The 16,313-nt window shown below is 71.1% G+C and carries 14 protein-coding genes and 1 pseudogene; 8 read left to right on the forward strand and 7 right to left on the reverse strand.

Going from position 1 to position 16,313, the window contains the following annotated elements:
* Positions 1 to 33: 33 nt before the first annotated feature.
* Positions 34 to 501, reverse strand: a complete 468-nt coding sequence (locus tag ACIBCT_RS25520) for a hypothetical protein (protein ID WP_399192565.1) — start codon at positions 499 to 501, stop codon at positions 34 to 36.
* Positions 502 to 901: 400 nt separating this feature from the next.
* Between ACIBCT_RS25520 and ACIBCT_RS25525 the strand changes: the two are divergent.
* Positions 902 to 1,024, forward strand: a pseudogene (locus tag ACIBCT_RS25525) (IS5/IS1182 family transposase); the annotation flags it as partial.
* Positions 1,025 to 1,067: 43 nt separating this feature from the next.
* Here the strand turns inward: ACIBCT_RS25525 and ACIBCT_RS25530 are convergent.
* A complete protein-coding gene (locus tag ACIBCT_RS25530; protein ID WP_399192567.1) occupies positions 1,068 to 1,823 on the reverse strand; it encodes an aminoglycoside adenylyltransferase family protein in 756 nt (251 codons plus the stop codon).
* A gap of 388 nt (positions 1,824 to 2,211) precedes the next feature.
* On the opposite strand from ACIBCT_RS25530, the gene ACIBCT_RS25535 reads away from it, so the two are divergent.
* From ACIBCT_RS25535 to ACIBCT_RS25555, 5 genes are all read left to right on the forward strand, one after another.
* Positions 2,212 to 2,670, forward strand: coding sequence for a hypothetical protein (locus ACIBCT_RS25535; RefSeq protein WP_399192569.1), 459 nt, complete (start codon positions 2,212 to 2,214; stop codon positions 2,668 to 2,670).
* 234 nt (positions 2,671 to 2,904) lie between these two features.
* Positions 2,905 to 3,315 (forward strand): hypothetical protein, encoded by a 411-nt coding sequence (locus ACIBCT_RS25540; protein WP_399192571.1) that lies wholly within the window; start codon positions 2,905 to 2,907, stop codon positions 3,313 to 3,315.
* Between the two features lie 970 nt (positions 3,316 to 4,285).
* On the forward strand, positions 4,286 to 4,846 hold the full coding sequence (locus ACIBCT_RS25545; RefSeq protein ID WP_399192573.1) for a PadR family transcriptional regulator: 561 nt from the start codon (positions 4,286 to 4,288) through the stop codon (positions 4,844 to 4,846).
* Positions 4,847 to 4,857: 11 nt separating this feature from the next.
* Positions 4,858 to 5,577, forward strand: coding sequence for a VOC family protein (locus ACIBCT_RS25550; protein ID WP_399192575.1), 720 nt, complete (start codon positions 4,858 to 4,860; stop codon positions 5,575 to 5,577).
* 482 nt (positions 5,578 to 6,059) lie between these two features.
* Complete coding sequence (locus tag ACIBCT_RS25555; RefSeq protein ID WP_399192577.1) at positions 6,060 to 6,431, forward strand: hypothetical protein; 372 nt, start codon at positions 6,060 to 6,062, stop codon at positions 6,429 to 6,431.
* Between the two features lie 330 nt (positions 6,432 to 6,761).
* Here ACIBCT_RS25555 and ACIBCT_RS25560 read toward each other — a convergent pair whose 3' ends face one another.
* From ACIBCT_RS25560 to ACIBCT_RS25575, 4 genes are all read right to left on the reverse strand, one after another.
* On the reverse strand, positions 6,762 to 6,899 hold the full coding sequence (locus ACIBCT_RS25560) for a hypothetical protein (protein ID WP_399192578.1): 138 nt from the start codon (positions 6,897 to 6,899) through the stop codon (positions 6,762 to 6,764).
* A 125-nt stretch (positions 6,900 to 7,024) separates the two neighbouring features.
* Positions 7,025 to 8,467, reverse strand: a complete 1,443-nt coding sequence (locus ACIBCT_RS25565) for an Ig-like domain-containing protein (protein ID WP_399192580.1) — start codon at positions 8,465 to 8,467, stop codon at positions 7,025 to 7,027.
* Between the two features lie 598 nt (positions 8,468 to 9,065).
* A complete protein-coding gene (locus ACIBCT_RS25570) occupies positions 9,066 to 10,139 on the reverse strand; it encodes a S1 family peptidase (RefSeq protein WP_399192582.1) in 1,074 nt (357 codons plus the stop codon).
* A gap of 438 nt (positions 10,140 to 10,577) precedes the next feature.
* Positions 10,578 to 13,862 (reverse strand): ATP-binding protein, encoded by a 3,285-nt coding sequence (locus ACIBCT_RS25575; protein ID WP_399192584.1) that lies wholly within the window; start codon positions 13,860 to 13,862, stop codon positions 10,578 to 10,580.
* Between the two features lie 167 nt (positions 13,863 to 14,029).
* Here ACIBCT_RS25575 and ACIBCT_RS25580 point away from each other — a divergent pair, with 167 nt between their 5' ends.
* Complete coding sequence (locus ACIBCT_RS25580; RefSeq protein WP_399192586.1) at positions 14,030 to 14,515, forward strand: hypothetical protein; 486 nt, start codon at positions 14,030 to 14,032, stop codon at positions 14,513 to 14,515.
* Between the two features lie 142 nt (positions 14,516 to 14,657).
* Here the strand turns inward: ACIBCT_RS25580 and ACIBCT_RS25585 are convergent, their stop codons facing one another.
* Complete coding sequence (locus tag ACIBCT_RS25585) at positions 14,658 to 15,044, reverse strand: hypothetical protein (RefSeq protein WP_399192587.1); 387 nt, start codon at positions 15,042 to 15,044, stop codon at positions 14,658 to 14,660.
* Between the two features lie 532 nt (positions 15,045 to 15,576).
* On the opposite strand from ACIBCT_RS25585, the gene ACIBCT_RS25590 reads away from it, so the two are divergent.
* On the forward strand, positions 15,577 to 16,038 hold the full coding sequence (locus tag ACIBCT_RS25590) for a pyridoxamine 5'-phosphate oxidase family protein (RefSeq protein WP_399192589.1): 462 nt from the start codon (positions 15,577 to 15,579) through the stop codon (positions 16,036 to 16,038).
* Positions 16,039 to 16,313 lie beyond the last annotated feature (275 nt).

Raw genomic sequence — 16,313 nt, forward strand, 5'->3', positions numbered from 1 at the left:
AGTTGTTCCATTCACGCTACTTGCTGTAGCCGATCACCACCGCGCTCCAAGTTGGTGGAAGGTGGTGTTGGTCTGGGCGTCGTTACGGAGGGTGTAATTGTCGGCCGGCAAATTGTTGCAAACCCACGACTGAGGCGGATCCTCCAGCCTGTAGTAAAGGCGGCAGCTGGTCAACAGCCCATGGCGGAGCAACCTCCATTGGCCCTGCCCGGTTCCGTTGGCATCGACGTCGATACTGATCGTCCCGCCGGGGAAATTGTAAAAGTGGAGAGCGCAGGTTGGAACGACATACCCGGGATCGGCCTGGCAGCGCTGCGTCGGGTTCGCCGCTGCACCGCCCGCCGAGGCGGCGGCGGGCGCGGTCAGCAACATCACCAAGGCTGATATTCCACCTGCGAGAGTGAGGAGTTTCTGCCGATTCATCATCATCCTTTGCTGCTTACGAGCGATCGTTGCGGATACCGCGATTAAGCCGTACGCGGGGTAGCGGAAATAGCGCATGTTTTCGTTGTACGGCTACTGTGATCTTACAGAACCGCAACGCAAGTGAAAAAGCATAGAATTTGCCATTTTTCGCTTTTATCCTGCCAGGCGGTTACACCATCCTGGTTTGCGCTTTCAGTCCGTCGACGGGCCTGTCATGGGCTGGATCATCGGTGCCGCGTGCTTCGTCGCGGTCAGTGCTGTGGCGCTCATGCTCGCGGACGGCAACTCCTGGTCGGCGGCGTTGATGGTTGCTGCGATCGCCTTCGGCGGCGCACGCCCCTCGCCGACAAGGTCATCGGGTCGCCGGATCAGCCGCAGCGCTCGCGCCGACGCTGAACCTGCCACCGTGCACCAGCAGGCCGCACCAGTTGGCCGGGGCCGGACCGGTCACGCGAAGACGCGCTCGACGACAGTCGCCTGGCTGCACCGGTTCAAACGGCTCCGGGTGCGCTACGAGCACCGCGCCGACCTCCATCAAGGAATGCTCGACCTGGCGTGCAGCCTTGTCTGCCTACACCGCCTTCGGACCTCATTTTGAAATGATCAGTTGGGAAACGTGAGGAACGGCTGTGGTCTTCACCCTACTGGCGCAGGTGGTTGATGCGGGTGAGCACATCGTCCACGTGAGGGTGTATCTGGACCTTCAACCCCTCGCTCCAAACCTCATCCTGGTAGTGACAGCTGAGGTACAGGTCCCTGGCGTGCTCCAGGACCGGACGGTGTTCCGGAGGCAGGTGGTCCAGGGCCCAGTCAGCGGCGGCGTCCTTGGGTTTGATCTCGCCCGTGGCCAGGGTGGTCCAGATGCGGGCGAGGGTCAGCAGGACGTTGCGGGTGTCGCCGTCCAGATCGGCCAGAAGTTCGGGGATGCCCGCAACGCTCGCCCGGACGAGGTCCGCGTGCGGCACCGGGTCCAAGAGCTCGGCAGGAGGCGGCCCGACCAAAGGGTGGTCGCCTGTCAGGACCACGGTGAGGACCAGGGCCAGGTCCGGCATCGGGCCGCGTTGCGGAGTCCCGCCCGTTTGGAACTCCTCGCGCAGCCACTCGCCGTAGAGGAAGTCGCCAACCGGCGGGAACCGCCAGGGGCGGACCTCTGACTGGACGACAACGGTGAGTTCGACCGGCCGGACGGTAGGCGTGAGGCCAGAGATCTCCAGCAGACCCTCGACGAGCGCCCGCCGCTTCCGCTCATCGAGACCGCGCCGTGTAACGGTCAGGACGTCCAGGTCGCTGGCCGGGGCGAGTCCCCCGAGCACGGCGGAGCCGTGGAGATACGTCCCCAGGAGGTCCGGCCCCACGATGTCACGGACGAGCCCGACGGTCTGCTCAAGTTGATCCATCACATCAGTCTGACTACTTATGAGCTTTAGGGTCTTCAGACGTCCAGCATCGACAGGGCGTCATCATCAGCGTGCGGGTGCTCTCATCCAAGCAGGCCACCGTCTTCACCCCAGGCAGTAGCGGCACCCCAAGACGGCCGCGACCGCAGGGTCGGACCAGAGGCGATGCTCCCCGGCCGCCGTGGCCCGTGCCCGGGTCGCGCCCGGCCTGGATCTGCCTGCGTCCGCGACATCGCGCCCGCGCCTCACCATCACGGCAAAGGTAGGTGGGTAACTCTCGTGTCACGCTAAGCGGCGGGAGGGGTGCGTGGATGGATTGTGCGCTGGACATGCCTTCTGGCCAGGAAGAACACTCACGCGTCGACTTACCGTCGCCCTCGGGACCACCTTGTTCCTGGGGCTCCTGACCCCTTCCGCCCATGCCGGCACCCTTGCCACCTCGCCGCGCCAGCCGGTCATCATCCCGGCGGGGATCGAAGCCCACCAGGTCCACCAGGCGCACATCGGGGTGTCGGGCATCGCCCACCTGCAGACCAACCTCGACCTCCAGCCGACCGCGTCGGGCACCTGGGCCGACGCCGCCTTGCAGGTCACGCTTCCCGCGGCCGGTACCTACGTGCTCAACCTGGACGTCCGCGGACTGCTCCAGGGCGGGGCTCCGGTCAACGCCTACATCATCGCCCGCCTCTTCAACGTCACCTCAGGCACCGTCGTGCCCAACAGCGCGCGGATCGGCGCCCGGCCAGCGGCCGAGCCCTCGGCGGGCGTGTTCGGAGAGATTCGGCCTCCAGGGCGGCCGGCTCGCGGGCCCGGACCGCGGCGATCGGTTCGGGCTCGGGGTGAGTAGATGGTCGGCGCGGTCGCCCTGCACAGGGCGCGGCTCCCTTCCAGCGCACGCAGGCCACCTTCCTCGTTGGGGCTCGTGTCCCAGCGCGAGGAGATCGTCTTTACCGTGCGCCGCGTTCACTTCGAGCACCTGAATGACTACATTCTGTAATGACTTCGAGGTGGCCGGCAGATCATCGTCCGGCCCGACGAGAAGCCTGGTCCTGTCCTGTCACACAACCGAAAGAGAACCAGCATGCCGCGCATCACGAAGACCGCCATGGCCATCGCCATGACCCTGACCGCCTGCACCGGCGCACTCACCGCCTTCGCCGCCCCGGCGCTGGCCGACCCCGGCGGCACCTCCGGCCCGGGCGTCCGCGCCGCCGCCGTCGTCAACGCCGATGGCTCCATCGTGCGCTCCAAGGGCGTCACGACCGTCCGGAAGATCGCCACGGGCCAGTACTGCATCCGGCTCGACGCCGACGTCAACGCCGCCACCACCGCCCCGGTGGCCACCGTTCGCTGGACGAGCGCGCCCTGGAACTCCAGCATCTTCGTCCGCCCTGACGGCGTCGCAAGCTGCGGGGACTCCCGCGACGTGTTCGTCGGCACCGGCACCGCCGCCGGCGCCCGCGACACCGGCTTCCACGTCATCGTCCCCTGACCGGAGCCCGCAGTAATCAGGCATCACCTCGCGTTGATGGCCACCGCCGAAACCACCCATGAGATGGGCGGGGAACCTGGCCAAGGGGGCGCCCCGCGCGCCCCCTGCACGCGGGAGTAAATCAGTCGAAGATCTCGGCGCCCCCGACCTTGATCCGGTGGGGGTGGCTGTCGACGACGAGATACCGACAGTCGTCGTAGGGGACCTCCAGGACGACGGGGCTGACGTTGTAGAAGCCGCCGTGGTAGCTGTAGGCGTCCCCGTCGAGTTATGCCTGGTAGTCGTCGCTGTCCATGAGGCACACCCGGGCGGTCGAGCCGCGCAGTTCCACCTCGAAGCGAGCGCCGGACGGTAGGTGGGTCCGGTGCCGACCGGCCGCTGGGAAGCTTGGGTGCGGGCCTGTTCGCGTCGGGAGGTGGCCAGGTCGGCCGCGGCCGGATCGCGGCGGGCGTGCTCCCGGTGGCGGCGGGTGTCGTCGAGCCGACGGCGGTGTTCCTGTTCGCCGGTCGAGGCAGCCCGCCTCGGTCAGAGCGGCCAGCTGCCGGTCCGGAAGCCACCCGGCGGCCGAGCGGGTCTTCGGCACCCTGATGCCGCACCGCCGGCCCGCAACCACGAGACCCGATCGGCCGACTCCGAGTCGATGATCTATCGGTATTGGTCGACGACCGACGACATGACCCGCCGCTTGACCGGAACGGCCACCCCGACCTGGCGCGATCCCGCACCGGGCGGTCACTTCGGGGCGTCCCGTAGGGCGGATCGAGCGCCTGATGGCCGGCCGGACGGTGGTGATGGTGGCCCACCGGATGCGGACGGTCCAGCGCGCCGACCGCGTCGCCTTCCTGGACGGCGGCCGGGTCGTCGAGGAGGGCCATCACGAGGAGCTGGTACGCCGATTTCCTCCACGTTGGTGCGGTAGGCTCCCGGTAGCAGCTAGCCAAATTTGGCTAGTGAAGATCGGGAGGGTTCGATGAAGCCGGTACGGCTGCTGGTCCTGGGCGCGCTGCGCAGGCGCGGGCGCGCCCACGGCTACCAGGTCCGCGCGGATCTGGAGTCGTGGGGCGCGCACGAGTGGTCGACCGCCACCTCGGGCTCGGTCTATCACGCGCTCAAGAGCATGGCAGCTCAGGGCCTGCTGGTGACACACGAGACGGTCGCCTCCGAGGCCGGGGGACCGCCGCGAATCGAGTACGAGCTGACCCGGCAGGGCGAGCGGGAGTACCTCGACCTGCTGGGTCAGGCGCTGGCCGATCGCGAGCCCAGCCTGGACGTGCTGGGCGCCGCTGTCGGCCTCATCGAGGACCTTCCCCGGGAGCGGGCCCTGGAGTTGCTGCGCCGGCGGGCCCGCGCCATGCGCGAGTGGCGCGCGAGCATCACCGCGTACCTGCCCGAGGGCACGGATCTGGCGACCTGGGGCCCGGTCGGCGAGGTGCTGTCCCTGTGGCTGAGCACCGCCGACGCCGGCGCCCAGTGGACCGACCGGATGATCCGCCGCCTGGAAGAGGGCGCGTTCACCATGGCCGACGAATAGGAGTTCCCCCGATGGCCAACGAGATCGCCATACCGCTGCTTCCCTGCCGCTCCATCGACGAGATGGTCGACTTCTACACGATGCTCGGTTTCCGCCAGGTCTACTACCAGGTCCGGCCGAACCCGTACGTGTTGCTCAAACGCGAAGATCTCCAGCTGGGCTTCTTCGGCATGCCGGAGGCGTTCACGCCCGAAGACTCCTACGGGACCTGCGCGATCGTCGTACCGGACACCGCAGAGCTGTTCGAGGCGTTCGCCGCGGGCATGCGCGCGGCACACGGCAAGCTCCTGGTCTCCGGCATCCCCCGGATGACCCGGCCGCGCAGGCGGAAGAACGACGGCAACCACTCCGGCTTCGCCGTCATCGACCCCGGCGGCAACTGGATCCGCTTCACGACCGCCCGCCCCCTGCCGGAGAAGGAGGAGGCCACGAGCAGGCTCACCACCTCGCTGGACCGGGCGGTCGTGATGGGCGACTCCAACGGCAATCACGAGCGGGCGGCCGAGATCCTGGACGGCGCCCTGGAGCGGGACAAGGACACCGCGTCGGCGGCCGAGCTGCTGGAGGCGCTGGTCTACCGGGCCGAGCTCGCCGTCCGCGCCAAGGACAACGCCGCCGCCGGGCACGCCCTGGCCCGGGCACGCACCCTCACCCTGACCGAGACGGAACGCGAGCGGCTCGCCCAGCCCCTGGCGGCCATTGACGACCTCGAGGCCGTGCTAGGTCTCTGACCGGGTACGGCGCTTGCGCGAGGCCGCCGAGCGGGGCGGCTGCGCGCGCATGTGGTCGCGCACGCGGGTTCTGCGCGCCGCGTGACCGATGCGTCAGACGGCGCGATCGGCGGGGGAGCGGGACGGGTCCGCACCACGGTCCGGCGGATCACCTCGCGTACCGGTTCACTGCGTGCGGTACCGGCGACGATGTCGCGTTGCAGCCGGGCCTCGGCCACGCCCGCAGCGTGGGGAGTCGTGTGATCTTCCCGCCTTTACGCCTCGCCCGGGTTTGTTCGGATTTTCGGGATGGCCCCAACGGGACAGATACCTAGCGCCTCTGCCCAGCCCACCACCACTCACATGACTTTCCGTATCTACTTGACTACATTCAGTGAGTGGTCGATCGGGGAGAAGTTCCCCCGCGGACCGCATACGCCTCCGCCCCCTACCGGCACCTGGCACCGCCTCCCAGGGCGCTCCGCCGGGTCCAAAGGAGCAGCATGCAGGTATTCCAGACCGGCGAGATCCCCCACGGTTTCGCCTTCACCGAGAACGGTGCACTCATCCACTACAAATACGCCGTCGTCTTGGCCATCCCCATGGCCAACCAGCCCAGCTGGTCCGGCGACGGCTATCTCTCCTTCGGCAGTGACTGGGCCGATGTACGGCTCAGGGTCGCCATCCACGACGGCACAACCTGGAGCGCCGTCGAGACCATCGACGTCCTCGCCGGAGGGCCCCGCGTCAACTTCGGCAGCAGCAAGCTGGCTGCCCTGGCACACAAGATCAGCATCGGCCGGGTGAAGACCGGCCCCAACGACACGGTGGACGACGCCCCAGCAAGCTGGCTGCTGCAATACCAGGCCCTCTAACCACCCGGGCACGTCCCGGCGGCCCCGGTCCGGCGCCCCGTCCGGCAGGGCTGCCGGAACGGCACCACCAGCCCGAACGCGCCGACCCCCGCGCGCACAAGGGCGGTTCGCACCGTCGGAGGAGAACATCCTCACCGTGGCGCGCGGTGGCCGGTGTGCCCGGGAACGGCGCTGCGGGGAACGAAGACCTCTGGCCCGGGGCGCTCGGCGCCAGGTCAGAGGCTGCGCCCCCTGGCGGGGCCTGTTCGGGAAGATGCGCGAAGACGGCGAGCGGTAGGTGGGTCCAGCGCCGACCGGTCGCCGGGGTGCCCGGGCGCGGGCCTGTTCGAGTCAGGAGGCGGCCAGGCCGGCCGCGACCGGATCGGCGGGCCTGGTCTCGGTGGCGCCGGGCGTCGTCATCGAGCTGGACAGCCTCACCGCGAGGTGACGATGCCGGTCGTACGCGTGGGTCTGAGGGCTGGCCGACACCGGTGGGTGCAGGTGGGTGTCTTCCGGCTCTGCTCCCCACCCCTGGAGCTCGCCGGTGAGGCGCCAGGTGCAGCAGTCGGTGGGCCGACCGGCAGAGCTGAACCGATGCCGGTCGGCCCCAGGGTTCAGCTCGTCTTCAGCGTGCTCTTGGTCATGGGTCGGCAGGGCGGCGTTTGGAATACCACGCCGTCCAGGAAGTTGCCGGCCGTCGGGGAGCCTCCCGCGGCCGACACCGACTGAAAGGCGAATCGTGTGGTGGTCTGTCCCGGCGGGACGACGTAGACCCCGGTGTATCGGCGCCAGGCGGTGTCGTCATCGGAGATGTCCGGGGACGAGGCTCCGAAGGGGATCTGGGCCACGGTCGCGCCCGGTGCGCCGATGAGCACGTGCATCACGTCGGTACCGAGACGGCCTCGGTGATACAGCGACCAGGTCATCGGCGTGCCCGGCACGGTGGGCACGTCCTGGTAGAGGGTGGAGACCTGGGTGGCGTTGAGCTCGGCGAACTGCCCGCCATCGGCCGCCGGGACCCCGCTCGCGCCGCCTTGCCAAAATTCCAGCTTGTTGTCGGTGGCGGTGGTTCGCCAGCCGACGCCGGGGTTGGTCGAGGCGTCGGAGATGGAGTAGTCGACCCCGGTCACGGGCGGTCCCTCGAAGCTGCCGTTGATCAGGTCGACGGGCGCATAATCGCACGGAACGGCGACGGTGACCGTGGCGGTGCTGGCGCCGCAGGCGGTGGTGATGGTGTAGGTGAAGGTGTCGGTGCCACCCAGACCTGCGGCGGGTGTGTAGATCACGGTGTTGCCGGAGATCGTCGCGGTGCCGTTCGCGGGCTGGGTGAGGCCGGTGATCGTCGGCGCGGTGGCGGTGTCGTTGGCCAGGACGGGCACGCTGACGGCCGTGGCCTGCCTGGTGGTGACGCTGTCATCGGCGGCCCGGGTGGGGGAGATGGACTGCCCGCCGGCGATCTGGATCGGCGGGGCGGCGGTGTTGTTCCCGAGCTGACCCGGGGCGGCCAGGACGCTGCTGATCCCGGTCGGCCGGATGGTCATGGCGCCCCCGGCGGTGCCCTGCCTGACCTGGAAGGTGATGACCTTCGCCGGTGGGTCGGTCTTGCTGCCCGAGGAGGGGATCGTCAGGGTGTTACCGGAGATGGTGCCGGCCCCGGCTTGGCCGACGACGTCGGCGTGGGCCAGCAGCGACGACACGTCCCAGGTCGTGGTGTAGCTCCTGACCAGGAACGGCCACTGATTCGTGCGATGGGCCAGCGTAAGGGTGAAGGTGCCGCCCGGTGCGATCTGCCCGCCCCACAGGGACGGGGAGGTGGTGACCGAGATGGAGCCGCTGCCCAGCCTCATGCCGAACGCGTTCTTCCAGTAGTACTCGACGGGGTAGGTCGCCTGCCCCGTCCGGACACACGGCGCGGCGGCGGCTTGTGTGCCGGCTTGCTGCACACCGCCGGCGGCCCGCGCAGCGGCATCGGCCGCCACCGGCGTCCCCGACACGGCCAGCGCCGACAGCAGGCAGGCCAGCGCGGTGAGCGTGGATCTGAATCGTTGTGATGACAACACTGAACTCTCATTCCGTCGTGAGGGATGCCCTCATAGATCAACTTCACAACGGACGCTACTCTCCGTGGTCAACGGATTGCGGTAGGCGTGCATGTGATCTGTCGCCGGTCGCCGGCGGTGTCCAGGTCGGCCCGCCCGCGCCGGGGGTGGCCGAGGGAACGGGGCCGACAGGGCGACCGCTCGGGCGTCGGCCGCGGCCGCGCTGCCGGCTCACCTCGACGCGAGGTGACGATGCCGGTGCCGGGCTTGGGCCCGTGGTCGGACCTCGTCGTCGAAGTGGTGGCGCAGGTGATCGCGAAGCAGGGTGGCATGAATCGTGCGACCCGGCGCGCGATGGAGCGCCCGGCTGGGGATGGTCCGCCATCATCGCAGCCCGGCTCATACGAGCCTCAGATCGCGAACACCGCCGATAGCCGGCCGACATGTCCACGGCTCGGTGGGCGGTGTCCTCGGCTGCTGCGAGCCCACGTGGTACGCGACAAGCACCGCTCATCCGTCAAGCGTGCGGCTGCTCACGGGGTCCATCGCAAATGGCCCTTCGCGTCAGCCCCCGCGAGGGACCGCCGCCGACGCCTGGGGGAGGCTTCCGTCTGCCTCAGGAAAGCGGGGGTGAGGGAGAGCGGTGACCGGCCGTGGTGTCGGCGACGGTTTTCAAGGTCAGGCTGTAGGCGGTGAGGACTTCACCGATGGGCTCGAAGTAGGAGGTGCCGCCCTGGCCGCAGTCGCCCGAGCCGCTGGAGGCGATGCCCTGGGCCTGGTCGATGGAGATGAAGGGGCCGCCGGAGTCGCCGGCCTCGGCGCAGACACTGGTGCGGGTCAGTCCGAAGACGTTGCCTTGGGCGTAGGTGACGCTGGCGTCGCGTTGCTGGATGAGACCGCAGTGGAAGCCGCCGGCGGAGCCGGAGCGGCAGACGGATGCTCCTTCGAGAGCGATTCGGGCGCCGGCGACGGGTATGGTGCCGCCCTGGCCGTCGTCCACCGCCGGGGTGGTTCGCCAGCCGCTGTTGACCTGCACCCAGGAGTGGTCGCCACCGGGGAAGACCGACCCGCGAAAGACCCCTTGAACGGTCCGGTTGAAGCCGGTGGTCACAGCGCCGGTCCTGCCGCAGTGCCCGGCGCTGACGAAACCGTCCCGAGACCCCTGGAACACCGCGAACCCCACCGAGCACCGCCCGGTACGGCCGACGTAAAAGGGGTGACCGCCCCGCACCTCGTGCGCCGCCGGGTCGTGCAACGGCTCGGGGACCTCGGTGGAGGGCAGGACGACCACCGCGGCCTTGTCCACCCCGACGGCCTCGATGACGTTCTGGGTCTCGTCGGTCTTCTGGGCCAGCAGCACCACCCTGTTGCGCTTGGCATCGACGTAGCGCACGCTGGCCACCAGCGGCTTCACCGGCAGCGCCTCATCGAGCATGCTCTTGATCGTGGCCAGTTCGCTCAGCGAGCGGGTGACGATCTCCGCGTGGGCACCGGCGGCCAGGATCATGGGAGTGTCGGCGGCGCTGGTGGTGGCCACCACCAGCCGATGGGCGCCGGGCCCCCGCAGCCAGGCGCCGGCGAAACGCGCCCCGAGCCTCTGGCGCAGCTGCGCCGCCAGCGGGCTCAGGCGGGCCTCATTGAGCAGCCGGGTCCGGGCTTGTTCCGCCGTCAGGCCCAGATCACGCTGCATCGCCTCCAGCATGGCCGGCGGTGGATCCGGCTCCACGGCGGCGGACGTGGTCACCGGGGGGGGTCGATGGGGTGGCCGGCCGGTCTGTTCGGTGTGCGGCGCCGGCCGGGGCGGCGGCCAGTGCGACAACGATGACGGCCAGAACGCAGTCCCTGCTCACGGCGTGTCCGGTGGACATGCGACCCCTCCTCGGCCTTGGTTCTCAAAACGTGAGGGGAAGGCGCCACCGACCACGGGCTGATCGTGTGACGCGGGCAACGCGATCCTAGATCAGCCGTTGCCGCCCACGACCGCGCCACGCAGAACCCCCCAAAGGAGAGAGGCCGAGAAGGGCACGCCACACCCCCTCGCGGCACTCTGCGGCGCGGGCAGCGGTACCCGGCGGCGTGAAGATGGCGGCCGCGTGCGCATCATCCGTCCTCGAAGACGGTGAGACCCTCATCCGAGGGCGCGTACCAGGAACTCGGCTCTGCGGTGGTCGTACGGTGCGGCCAGGCGCTCGGCGGTCGTCATCGCCCGCCGGGCCGTCCGCCGGGCCTGCCTCCGCCTGCCGAGGGCGGCCAGGACCAGTGCGAGGGCCCAGCCGATCCGGGCGGCGGCGCCGGGGTTGCGGGCGGCGTACCGGGACAGGTGCCCGAGCAGGAGGGGGGCCGCGGCCCGGTCCTGACGCGCGTCCCCGAGCAGCTCGGCGAGGCCGGTCCAGCACTCCAGCATGCCGGGCTGCACCGTCGGCAGCCGCCGGGCCAACCTCAGCGCCTCGGCCGGCGCCGCGGGCGCCCGTGCCGGGTCCAGGCGGGCCGCGATGGTGAGCAGGCGCAGTTCCTGGATCGTGCGGCTCGCCGGGCTTTCGCGCAGGCCGATCTCCTCGGCGTGCGTACGCCGCCGCTCGTGCGAGGCGCGGGCGGCGGCCAGCAGTTCCCGGATCCGCTCCACCGGCGCCTCGTCCAGGCGCAGCAGCGCTTCCGCGCGGCCGGTCAGGCACCAGTGGCGGCCGATGTCGTCCCCGCCCACCCGTGCGACCGCCAGCTCCTCCGTCTCCGCGTACCCGGTGGCCGCCGCGGCGAACTGGCCCTGCCACAGTGCGGTCTCGGCGAGCATGCCGGCGCAGCTCTCGGCCACCCGCGGGTCGATGGTCCGCGACCGTCCCTCCGTGAACGACCGCCTGGCGTCCTCGAAACGGCCCGCGTGGAGCAGGTCGATCCCGCGCGCCAGCCGGGTCCGGTGCACGGTCTCGTCCGGGTGGCCGACGCCGGAGAGCGCCCGGTCGGCGAGGTCGCCGTAGTGGGTGGCGAGGCGGTGGCGACCGGCGAGGCGGGCGATGGTGGCGGCGTTCGCGCAGGACTCGGCGCGCAGAGCCGGGTCGGTGCCGCGGTCGGCGGCGTTGAGCTGGCGTAGCGAGGTCACCAGCATCACGGGGAGATCCTGCCGGTGGTAGGCGAGCCGGGCGAGCAGGGTCAGCGCCTGCGCGGCCTCGGTCTCGGTCTCGGTCTCGGCTGCGGCCTCGGTCTCGGTCTCGGCTGCGGTCTCGGCCTCGGCCGCGGTTTCGGTTTCGGTCCCGGCCGTACGGGACGCGGGGAGGCGGCGGGCGGCCGTGGCCGGCAGGAGGCGGTGAGCGGCCTGGCGGATGGCGGCGGTCAGGAGGGCGGTCGCGAGGCCGGTGGGGGTGGTGGGAAGCGGCTCGCCGAGCGTGTCGAGGGCGGCGCGGGCCAGGCGGGTGGCGGCGCGTTCCCTGGCGAGCTGGTGGGAGCTCACCGCGGCCATCCGGAGCAGGCGGGCCCGCAGGCGCGGGTCCTGCGGAGGGGGGTCGAGGTGTTCGTGGACGATCGCCGCCGACTCCTCGTACAGGCGCAGTCGCAGGCACAACGTCCAGTAGTGGTCCAGGAAGCGCGGCTGCCCCGATGCCCGCCAGGCCTGGCGGATGTTGTCCATCTCGGCGCCGAGCACGCGGACGACCTCGGTGTCCGAGCCGTCCTGGAGCGCGGTGGCGTGCCGGTCGAGGAGACGGGCGTAGTGGCGGGTGTGCCGCTCGCGTACCCCGGGGTCCTCCAGGCGGTCGGCGGCGAGGCGCCGGATGACGGGGTGGAGGGTGTACCGGCCGGACGGGGTGAGCTGCAGCATGCTGTGGTCGACCAGGTGGACCAGCACCTCGGGACCGGTTCCGGTGACCTCCAGGGCCGCGCGCGGGGTGCAGCCGCCGTCGAACACCGACAACGCCGCCAGCGCCGCCCGCCGCGCCGGGTCGAGCAGCCGCCAGGACGTCTCGAAGACCGTGCGCATGCTCGCGTGCCTGGAGCGTGCGGCGGGCCCGGCCACGCAGAGCAGTCCGGTGTCCACTCCGAGGTGTTCGGCCAGGTCCGCGCAGGGCACGGCGCGCAGCAGACCGGCCGCCAGCTCGATCGCCAGCGGCAGCCCGCCGGTCGCGGCGCAGATCGCGGCCACCAGCGGGGCCTCGCGCTCCGGGTCGAACCCCGGCCGGGCCTTGAGCGCCCGCGCGACGAACAACGCCTCGGCGGCCGGCTCGGCCAGCCCCTCCACCGGGACGATCACCTGCCCGGGCACGTCCAGCCGCCGCCGGCTGGTCGCCAGTACCCGCAGTCCCGGCGCCACCCGCAGGATCTCCGCGATCACCCCGTCGAAGGACGGCAGATGTTCGAGGTTGTCGAGCACCAGCAGCGTCGAGCGACCGGCGAGGGCGGCGAGCAGCAGCTCGGCGGCGGGCCGGGGCGGCGAGAGGTCCACGCCGAGCCGGCGCGCGAGCGTCGTCACGGCCGCCTCCGCCCGTACTCCGGCGAAGGACACGAACGCGACGTCCGCCGAGGGGGAGGACGCGGTGCCGTGCCTCCCGATCCCCGGGGCGGCGTCCCGGTCGTCGGCCTGCGCCGCGGCGATGGCCAGGCGGGTCTTGCCGATGCCGCCCGGGCCCGACAGGGTGATCAGGCGTTCCCTGGACAGCAGGGCACGTACGCGCCGGACGTCGGACTCGCGGCCGACCAGTTCCGACCCGGGGACCGGCAGGGCGGCCCGGCGGGCGGTCGCGGGCCGGGGCGTGAGCTCCCGGTGGAGCGCGCGGGTCTCGGGTGCGGGATCGACGCCCAGCTCGCGCGCCAGCCGCAGGCGCAGCTCCTCGTAGCAGGCCAGGGCCGAGGCCCGCCTTCCTGTCCCGGCCAGGGAGGCGATCAGCACCCGGTGGGCCTCCTCGTCGTAGGGGTCCAGCTCCGTCACGATCCTGGCCAGCCGCACGACGTGTTCGGAGGCGGCGGGCCCGGCGCGTACGAGCAGCTCGCGCAGCAGCGACCGGGCCCGCCGCCGCTCGCACTCCAGCCACCCGGCGAACGCGGGCGCGTCCCCGAACGAGAGGCCGTCGAGGAACTCCCCGCGCCACAACCGCAGCGCCTCCGCCACCGTCGGGTCCCGGGTGAGCTGCCGGTAGTCCACGAAACAGCCGTCGCCGGCGCGGAGGCCGACGTGGTCGCGGGTGATGTCGAGCCAGCCGCCCACGTCCCCGCGCAGTTCCGACAGCGCCAGCCGCAGGCTGCCCCTGGCGTTGGCGTCGGGACGCTCGCCCCACAGCAGCCCCGCGAGCTCGGCCCGCGAGCGCGCCCCCGGCGTGGTGGCGAGGTAGCACAGCAGTGCCCGCGTCTTGGCGGAACGGATCCGCACCGGCCTTCCCCCGACGACCAGCTCGGGCGTGCCGAGCAGCAGCAGGCTGAAGGAGTCTCCCATGCGAGGACGGTAGGCGCGTTTCTGCCGCCCGGCTGTGCCGAAAGGCACGGAGATCGCGTGCTCTATGCCGTTGACCTGTGGTCTAACGATGTGCTCACGCCGCGTCCGCGACTCTGATGCCGCGTTTCGCGACCGTCGCGAGACGCAGCGTCTCCAGGAGGAGCAGCATGCATTCTCGTAAGGTGATCGCCGCACTCGCCCTGGCCGCAGGTCTGGTGGCGCCGATGGCGCTGGCCGCGACCCCGGCGGCCGCCATGGTCGGCTCGTGCCGCGTGGAGCTGTACGACATCGACGCCGGCAACGTGGCCGACCGGGACGGCCGGGACGAGCTCCGGTTCCTGGTCGGCGGGAACCTCTTCCCCCGGATCAACGCCGACTACTTCGGCATGAACACCGGCGACGACGGGGACCCCGGCCAGTTCGAGGACCCGACCTCGATCATCCAGAGCACCCAGAACGCGGTCTTCGACCTGCGCGAGACCGACGGCCCGGTCTGGGGCCGGGGTGACTCGCTCGGCACGGTGACCGCCTTCGGCAGCACGTGCGCCGGACTCACCACCGCGGGCGACAGCACGATCATCACGGACACCCTCACCGGGAGCGAGCAGACGGCGTACTCGTACCAGGTCCGCCTGAAGATGATCGCTCTGTAACACCCCTCGGAGCCGAGGACGCGCTGCCACCGCGGGGCAGCGCGGCAGGAGCGCCGGCGGTGCGGCCGTCACCGACGAGGCCGTGCCGCCGACGGCCCCGCACCCCTGCTCCCGGCACGCGACCGTGCCGCGGCCGGCTGGATCAGCAGCTGACCCTGATGGTGTTGGAGTTCTTGATTTTCGCCGTACCGCCGATGGTCGTGCCGTTGATCTGCGTCCGGTAGGACTGCGTGCCCGTGCCCGAGCAGTTGTAGCGGACGTAGACGTCGTAGCCCTGGCGGGCCGTCGCGATCGCGCTCACCCGGCTCCAGAAGCCCGGGGCCGTCTGCCGCTGGATGAAGAGCTGGGCGGTCGACGAGCTCGGGCAGCCGCTGAGGCTGCCGTAACCGACGATCTGACTGCCCGACTTGGAGGTCCTGCCTATCTGGACTTCGCACGCCGCCGCCTCGGCGGGGGTGACGGTGGCCAGGGACGTGGCGAGCACCGCCGCGATGCCGAGAGCCGCTCCGGCCGAACGGTTGATCTTCATATCGGTCTCCTGTCGAATTCGGTGATGGAGCGTGGTGAAACCACGGGGTGGCCCGCGAGAGACCTCCGCGGGACACGGAGGCGGACCGGCCGGATGGACGAGCCCGTTTCCCCTCCGGTCACGGTCTCGCAGGACCGCCTCACCGAACATAGGGAGGAACGTGCGGCGAAAGTTGTCCGGGAGCGCCGACTGCTTGCTCGCGAGCGCCATACCGGAAAACGGAAGAGGCGGTCTCTCCCGCCGGCCTCCGACGGGTTCCCGGTCCTGGAGGGCGCCGCCGCATGCCGGGCCGCCCGACGCCCTCGTTCGCCGGCGGGTGTGAGCGATCGTCCCGGATCCCGGCGTTGATGAGACCCCGCGGCGAGCGCGAGGATGTGTCGGCACACCGGCGATCACAGGGGGAGCGATGACGGACACGGACGCGGCGGACGGGCCGCCCGCCCGCGGACGGGCGGGTGACCGCACCGATCGGGCATCTCAGGGATCTCACCTCCGGGCGCCCCGGCCGGCGGGCCCGCGGCCGGTGGGCGACATGTGGGAGACGGTCCCCCGGCTGCTCGGCGACAGCCGCTACCTCGTGCTCGCGACCGCCGACCGCGAGGGACGGCCGTGGGCCACCCCCGTCTTCTTCGCCGCCCGCGACGAGGACCGGCTCTTCTGGGTGTCGGCACCGGACAGCAGGCACTCCCGCAACATCGCCGAACGCCCGGACGTGGCGATCACGGTCTTCGACTCCCACGCGCCCGTGGGCGGTGCCGAGGCGCTCTACCTGGAGGCGGTGGCCGGTCCCGCCGACGATCCCGTGGCGGCCCTGGCGGCGCTCAACGCCCGCCTCCCCGCGGGCAAGGAGCTCACCGGCGACGACCTCGCGCCGTCCGGCGTCCTGGTGGCCTACCGCGCCGACGTGCGAGGGCACTTCGTCCTGGTCCGGGGCGGGGACGCGCGCTTCGACAACGTCACCGACGCGCGGCTCCGCGTCACACGCCCCCGATGAGAGGGCCCGGCCGCCTCCTTCGCGACCCGCGAGGACCCGTGCGAAAGCCGGCGTGATCGGACCTCCCCAGCCCTTCCCGATCACGCCGGCTCGGTCCCCCCCCCACCCCGGGTGGATCGCAGGTCACCCGGGCACAGCGGGCGTGTGCGCGCGTCCGGCATACGGCGGGCACACGCCGGCGCACGAACACCTCGCGTCCGGGTCCGAGGAGACGCGTCCGGTCGCGGGTGATGGCCGCTCGTGCGATGACACCAGTGAACAGCGTTCGGTCGCCA

This window comes from Streptosporangium sp. NPDC050855, assembly GCF_044456585.1.
Lineage (GTDB): Bacteria > Actinomycetota > Actinomycetes > Streptosporangiales > Streptosporangiaceae > Streptosporangium > Streptosporangium longisporum.